Genomic DNA, 5,465 nt, shown 5'->3' with positions numbered 1-5,465 from the left:
AGGAGAGGGCAACACCCAAAAAGCTTCGTAAACACCTACAAAAATAATACTAACAACTGTCACCAAGCTCTGACGAAGTGTTACCTATGTCTTGAACCTAAACTGTTACCCATGTCCTGACCCCTCCCCCTCCTCTCAAAAACTTCAGCTTTCAGGTCTCAGCCCTCCAGAGTCAGGTCTCAGGTTTCAGCCCTCAGCCCTCCCAGATGCCATCTCCTCCTGCAGCAGCTCCGGCGATCGCTGGTAGATCTGCTGGATCAGTTCCCCGAAAAGGGTATTCGCCCAGGCAAACCACGGACGGGTGAAATCGCCCGCGTCATCCTTGTGGAAACTTTCATGCATCAATCCGGTCGCCTCATGCGCGGCGACCAACTGCCGCAGGCATTCGAGCACCTCTCCATCGTCCTGCGCCGTCAAGGCTCGCATAATGATACTGATGGGCCAGACGTAATCCAATCCGATGTGCGGCCCTCCGATCCCCTCGCCCGCCTTGCCGCGGAAGAAATAGGGATTCTGTTCACTCCATAGGAATCGGCGGGTCGCTTGATAGATCGGATCATACACCGCACAGTAGCCCAGGTATGGCAGTGCCAGCAGGCTCGGCACATTCGCATCATCCATTACGATGTGACTGCCGCAGCCGTCCACTTCGTAGGCGTAAATACGTCTCCCGTCGGGCAGCATGGTGAAGGCGTGGACCGACAGGGCCTGCTCGATCTCAGATGACAAGGCGCGGCACTCCGTGGCCACTTCGGGCAAGCCTAGCTGGTCGAGCAGCGCAGCAATGTCATCGAGACAGACGCGGGCCATGGCATTGCCGGGGATGCTGAATGGCAGGAGGCATGCGTCGTCTGAAGGGCGAAAGGCCGAGTGGATCAGTCCGCAGGCCTTCGTCGGTGCCATACGCCCATGCCAGTACAAGGTCTCACAGGTGACCGTCGTTTCACGCGAGAAGGTATAGCCGCGGGGCACTTGCTGGTCACGGAAGGTCTTCAGCACGAGGCCAAGCGCCTCCTGCCAGCTCTCGCCATACAGGTCCAGCTCTCCGGTCTCCGCCCAGTAGCCGTGCGACAGACGAAGGAAGGCACAGAGCGAGTCCAGTTCCCACTTGCGCTCCCATACGCCGTCCGGGATGGCCGTGTCGTCCTTGTGCTGAGGCGGCTCCGTCGGATCTCGATGGAAGGCGTTCGCATAGGGATCGATCCGGATACAGCGGGCCTGACGCCGGATCAGCCCACGGAACAAGCGAGACAATTCCTCGTCCTTCGCCAGGTGCACGCGATAAGGCCAGATTTGCGCCGTCGAATCCCTCAGCCACATCGCGGGGATGTCGCCCGTGATGACAAACGCATCCTCCGCAGCGTCATCATAGAGGACCGTGGTATCCAGCGTGTTGGGATAGCAGTTTTCAAACATCCACGCCAAGCGGGGATCCGCGATCCGCGATTTCACTTCGCAGATAAAGGCCTCCACCGCCGGACTGCGGTAACTGCGCTTTGATTCGATGGGACGCTTTGATGCCAGATTCATGTGATAGCTCTTTTTATCAGGGAGCAGATTCGACAGGGCTTGCCAAGACGTCAATGCACTTGAAGTGCTCAACCTTCCGGGCAAGCGCGTGAATATGCTAAGGACAGGCTAGTATGATGCTTACAACGGTTCTTTGGAGAACAGAATGATCACTGACAGAATAATTCTGACAACCGTGTGGGAGAGGCAGAATCATTTTAGGCAGAATGATTTTCCAGCAACCCCGCTGCTTATTATGCAGTGTCTCCGCGCTGCCACGCTTCAGGTCTCCGCCCTCAGCCTTCCAGAGTCAGGTCTCAGGTTTGTTCCTTCAGCGCCCAAAGGGCACCCCTTCGACAGGCTCAGGACTGGCCGCTTCAGTCACCCTGCGCTTCGCTTCGGGCAAAATGCTCCGCATTTTACCATCTCCGCGCTGCCGCGCTTCGTCAGCCCTCAAAAACAGCTCCTCCTCTCTCCGAGGGGAGGCCTGTCACGGCGTATCGGAGAGAAGCCGGATGTCCCGGCTTGACCGGGACGGAGGGGTCCGCCAGAGCAACTCCCCCTCCCGCACCATGACTGTGAGTACCTCATCGCTGTCTTAGCAAGTCCGAGACCTCAGTGCTCAAGTGCGCTTTGGGCAGACAGATCAAGGACGCTTTTGGAAAGGTAGGCAATGCCCTTCGATCCAAAATACAGGCCTTCTCCAATGCCTCGATTCTGACCGATTATTTCATTGCGACAAGTGCTCCTTCTTCCTTTTGGGATGGGTTTTTCCCGCGGAGCCGGAGACCGCTAATCTACACTGATTTGACACTAATGGGCTTTCTTCGCTTCCCTCCATCTGGTTTGCTTTAAACCACGGATGCACACAGATGGACACGGATACTTTGTTTCAATTTTCCCTTCCCCACCAGCACAGATGGTTTCCCGTTGGCGGGATCTACGACATCCGTGTTCATCGGTGTCGATCCGTGGTTCATTCAAATGTCTTTCCCATATCGTAGAGGCTACTCAAGACTGTAGCGCGGAGCGCGAAAGGAATTGAGTATGCCGACTGGATCTCATTTTTGGTGTAATATCTTAAAAGACGCCAAGCTCTTCAAGCTGTCGCTCTAATGAATTAGTTCTCTCATTCTCGCCAAACTTGTCAAAGTCGACTTTTAATTGGTTTAGTGCCTCGTCTCTAGTGATTTCTTCTTTTTGGACCTTTGAAGCTAGAATCGCTGAAGTCTTGTCCAAAAGGCACGCATAGCTGTATATGCATTCAATTATTTCCTTCGGAAAATCGACGTAATCATCCACGAGTTCTTCAATGTTCCCCTCATGCGTATCCGACATGAACATTCGATGCTGCTTCCAGAAGGCATCATTTAGTATTTTGGATACGTTCATTTTTTTCTGAGATCGTCGAGCTCTGGCGGCGGCGCGTCAGCGACGTTGGCCAGAAGCGGCTGGTTCTGGATTCATTTTAGATTGCTGTTGCGAGGCCGGTTTTGGTGATACTCCAGACACCATCTTTCTTTTCTGCTATCATGGGGATTTCAGAAGTGAAGCCAGGGTGTGGTTTTCCGCGGTTCGATATCCCAACGATCATCCTCACTTTTTCCTTCGATTGAACAAGAATCTGCAGGATCTTGTAGTCTGCTCCTTTGCTCTCGTAAACAAGATCATTCAATGCCTTCAGTTCTTCTTTTCCAATTGTCTGGAACTGACCCTCGATAAGAGTGCCGTTCACTTGGACAACATGGATATATTCGTCGGTTTCTCTCACCTTCAGCAAATACCCAAGAGCAAAGCCGATCAATAGGCTTAGAGTCGCGGTAATGATGATCGATTTCATTTTACTCTGTGAAAACGTAGAGGATGAGAGACGCGAGGCACTCGCGTTGCTCACTCCGCCTTGTTATGTTTTTTGTTCTTGATGTAACTTCAACACTGGGAAACTGAACTCCTGATTCCGATAGTGTAATCGAAATCGATAATTACATTATTTTTTGTGTCTGGGATGAACGATACTGCAACTGGTAGCAGGATGAAGACGCAGATGCCTATCTTAACCAACGATACAGTTTTTCTTTTTTCTTTCCTTGATAGGCGGCAAATACCTGTGATCGCTCCAATTGACGAAAGAATGATTGCAAGACCGTATAGGAATACGACCAGGTAGGCTTCTCCCATCATTGCTTCGATCGTGTCTTGTTCACTGAAGAAGCTGATGGCCGTTGCGACAATCGCTAGGAGAGCTGCAATTAGGCTTAGGGTCATTGCTTTTTCTCTTCCACAACGATGAGGCTAGTCGCGATGGGGCGCAGCCCCGTCGTTGACTATGCCGGCTGTTGGGTCATTTTCTCTACCGAGATTTCAAGAGAGGTTCGAATATCACTAAACTCGTCAGCACATTTTTTGAGCTCAAAGAATTTGTCCTCAAAGGCATCTAAGCTTAATGTTCCTTTTCCGTTTTCTATTTCTGGTGCGTGGTAGTGTATTGGCTCTGATAGCCACCTCTTCCATTCCCATGCGCCATGCGAGATTATATTCCGAAAATGTCTAATTCCTTCCAGCCGAGAATTCCACTCGCTGAATGTCTCATTCAGATCGTGCTCATCTGCTAATCCTAGGATTCTCTTGCGCTTTGAATCGAAGCTCTGGGAAAGCCACTTTTCAGGTGATTCATTCCCATTTCTTTGAAGGCAGTAACGAAGGCAGTAGCCCATATTTCTATCAAGCAGATTGAAGTGGTAAATGAAGTCCTTGTAGGTTCTGAGGAATTCGATTTCGCCTTTAGTGTTCATGATTTTTACCCAACGTGGAGCTCTGGCGACGGCGCGTTAGCGACGTTGCCCAGTAGCGTCTGGTTCGGTCTTGTTTGGTTTTAGGGTCTTTCGGATTTCTGGATACTTTCTTCTTCGATGATAGGGCATAATTCTCGATAGTGCATTCGCTAGAACCCACTTCGTGTCTGGATCCTTCTCTTTCTGGAAATTATCCAATAAGGCTTCTTCGACCTCTCTTCCAGCATCCTTCTCGGTCAATGCTCGAATAATTCCTTCTCTTATTATTTTTTCGTGCGGAAGGTTTAGGTGCTTCAGAAGGATAGGATACGCCTTCGGGTATGGCCCAATAAATTTTCTTTCGAGAACTGGATGTGGTGCATTATTTACGAGGTCGTAAACACTCTCGATTGAGTAACCAATTTCATTTATTTCTCTTACGAGTTCTTCTTGATCTTTCTTTCGTGCATCCCAGATCGGCTTGAGTCGCTCTTCCTTTTCTTTCATCCGACGCTGGTAGTCTGGATCATTCGCTAGCTGATCCATCAACTCTTTGGCTGTCATTGGTTTCATTTTATTCACCGAACGTCGAGCAGTGGCGCGCCTATGGCGTTGCCACCTGCGCCTGGTTCGACCCAGTTTGGTTTGGAGGTGAAAAATGCATAATCTGGATAAAACCTCCAGATTCCTTATCTTTGGTCTCAATGATGCAATTCTGGTGTGAACGCGAAAAGACCTGAACGATCTGATCGTCACTTTTCTTCACGTATAGTTTCCCATCAGTATTAATCGATGGACCTACGACCGCCTGAAAGGTCATCTTTTCTGAATTCGTTCGATTCACATCCATATCAAACAGGTCAAACGCTGGTGGTTCGAATGTAAGCAAATCCACGAAACCTTGAGTATTGTAGGGGATGCCCAAACTCTCAAAGGCGATTCTTTCTTCCTCTTTTTCTTTTACGCCTTCGATTGGGTCACTCTTCATGTTAGAAATCTCGTCGTAAAACTCCTTTTCGGCCTCAGAGGTCATCTCGACGATTTCGGGTGGAGTGTATTCTGAGCCGGCCCCGTAAAGTTGGACAGGTTGCTTCACCGAGTTAAAGTAAAGCAACCAATGAAAAAGAGACGAAAGTTCACATCCGAGTTCAAAAGCAAGGTAGCGCTGGAGGCGCTGCGGGAACA

General features: G+C 50.3%; 7 protein-coding genes. All 7 read right to left on the bottom strand.

Translation table 11 applies throughout. The annotated features are described in order from the left end of the window. Positions 1 to 186: 186 nt before the first annotated feature. Positions 187 to 1,530, bottom strand: a complete 1,344-nt coding sequence (locus tag O2597_RS18465) for a glycoside hydrolase family 125 protein (protein WP_269527241.1) — start codon at positions 1,528 to 1,530, stop codon at positions 187 to 189. A 1,059-nt stretch (positions 1,531 to 2,589) separates the two neighbouring features. Beyond that, complete coding sequence (locus O2597_RS18460; RefSeq protein WP_269527239.1) at positions 2,590 to 2,901, bottom strand: hypothetical protein; 312 nt, start codon at positions 2,899 to 2,901, stop codon at positions 2,590 to 2,592. Between the two features lie 76 nt (positions 2,902 to 2,977). After that, the gene (locus O2597_RS18455; protein ID WP_269527238.1) at positions 2,978 to 3,349 is read right to left on the bottom strand and encodes a hypothetical protein; all 372 of its coding nucleotides are present in this window, start codon (positions 3,347 to 3,349) and stop codon (positions 2,978 to 2,980) included. An 89-nt stretch (positions 3,350 to 3,438) separates the two neighbouring features. Further along, positions 3,439 to 3,774 (bottom strand): hypothetical protein, encoded by a 336-nt coding sequence (locus tag O2597_RS18450; protein ID WP_269527237.1) that lies wholly within the window; start codon positions 3,772 to 3,774, stop codon positions 3,439 to 3,441. Positions 3,775 to 3,833: 59 nt separating this feature from the next. Further along, positions 3,834 to 4,301, bottom strand: coding sequence for a hypothetical protein (locus tag O2597_RS18445; protein WP_269527235.1), 468 nt, complete (start codon positions 4,299 to 4,301; stop codon positions 3,834 to 3,836). Positions 4,302 to 4,337: 36 nt separating this feature from the next. Continuing rightward, complete coding sequence (locus O2597_RS18440) at positions 4,338 to 4,844, bottom strand: hypothetical protein (protein WP_269527233.1); 507 nt, start codon at positions 4,842 to 4,844, stop codon at positions 4,338 to 4,340. 40 nt (positions 4,845 to 4,884) lie between these two features. After that, positions 4,885 to 5,465, bottom strand: a 581-nt coding sequence (locus O2597_RS18435; protein ID WP_269527231.1) for a hypothetical protein, incomplete at its 5' end; no start/stop codon positions are given.

Origin of the sequence: Coraliomargarita parva (assembly GCF_027257905.1) — a bacterium.
GTDB lineage: Bacteria > Verrucomicrobiota > Verrucomicrobiia > Opitutales > Coraliomargaritaceae > Coraliomargarita_A > Coraliomargarita_A parva.
This window is presented reverse-complemented; position numbering and strand designations above follow the sequence as displayed.

Excerpts from the sequence above, each read along its gene's own strand:
- O2597_RS18465 (WP_269527241.1), bottom strand. The coding sequence starts at position 1,530 with ATGAATCTGGCATCAAAGCGTCCCATCGAATCAAAGCGCAGTTACCGC.
- O2597_RS18460 (WP_269527239.1), bottom strand. The coding sequence starts at position 2,901 with ATGAACGTATCCAAAATACTAAATGATGCCTTCTGGAAGCAGCATCGA.
- O2597_RS18455 (WP_269527238.1), bottom strand. The coding sequence starts at position 3,349 with ATGAAATCGATCATCATTACCGCGACTCTAAGCCTATTGATCGGCTTT.
- O2597_RS18450 (WP_269527237.1), bottom strand. The coding sequence starts at position 3,774 with ATGACCCTAAGCCTAATTGCAGCTCTCCTAGCGATTGTCGCAACGGCC.
- O2597_RS18445 (WP_269527235.1), bottom strand. The coding sequence starts at position 4,301 with ATGAACACTAAAGGCGAAATCGAATTCCTCAGAACCTACAAGGACTTC.
- O2597_RS18440 (WP_269527233.1), bottom strand. The coding sequence starts at position 4,844 with ATGACAGCCAAAGAGTTGATGGATCAGCTAGCGAATGATCCAGACTAC.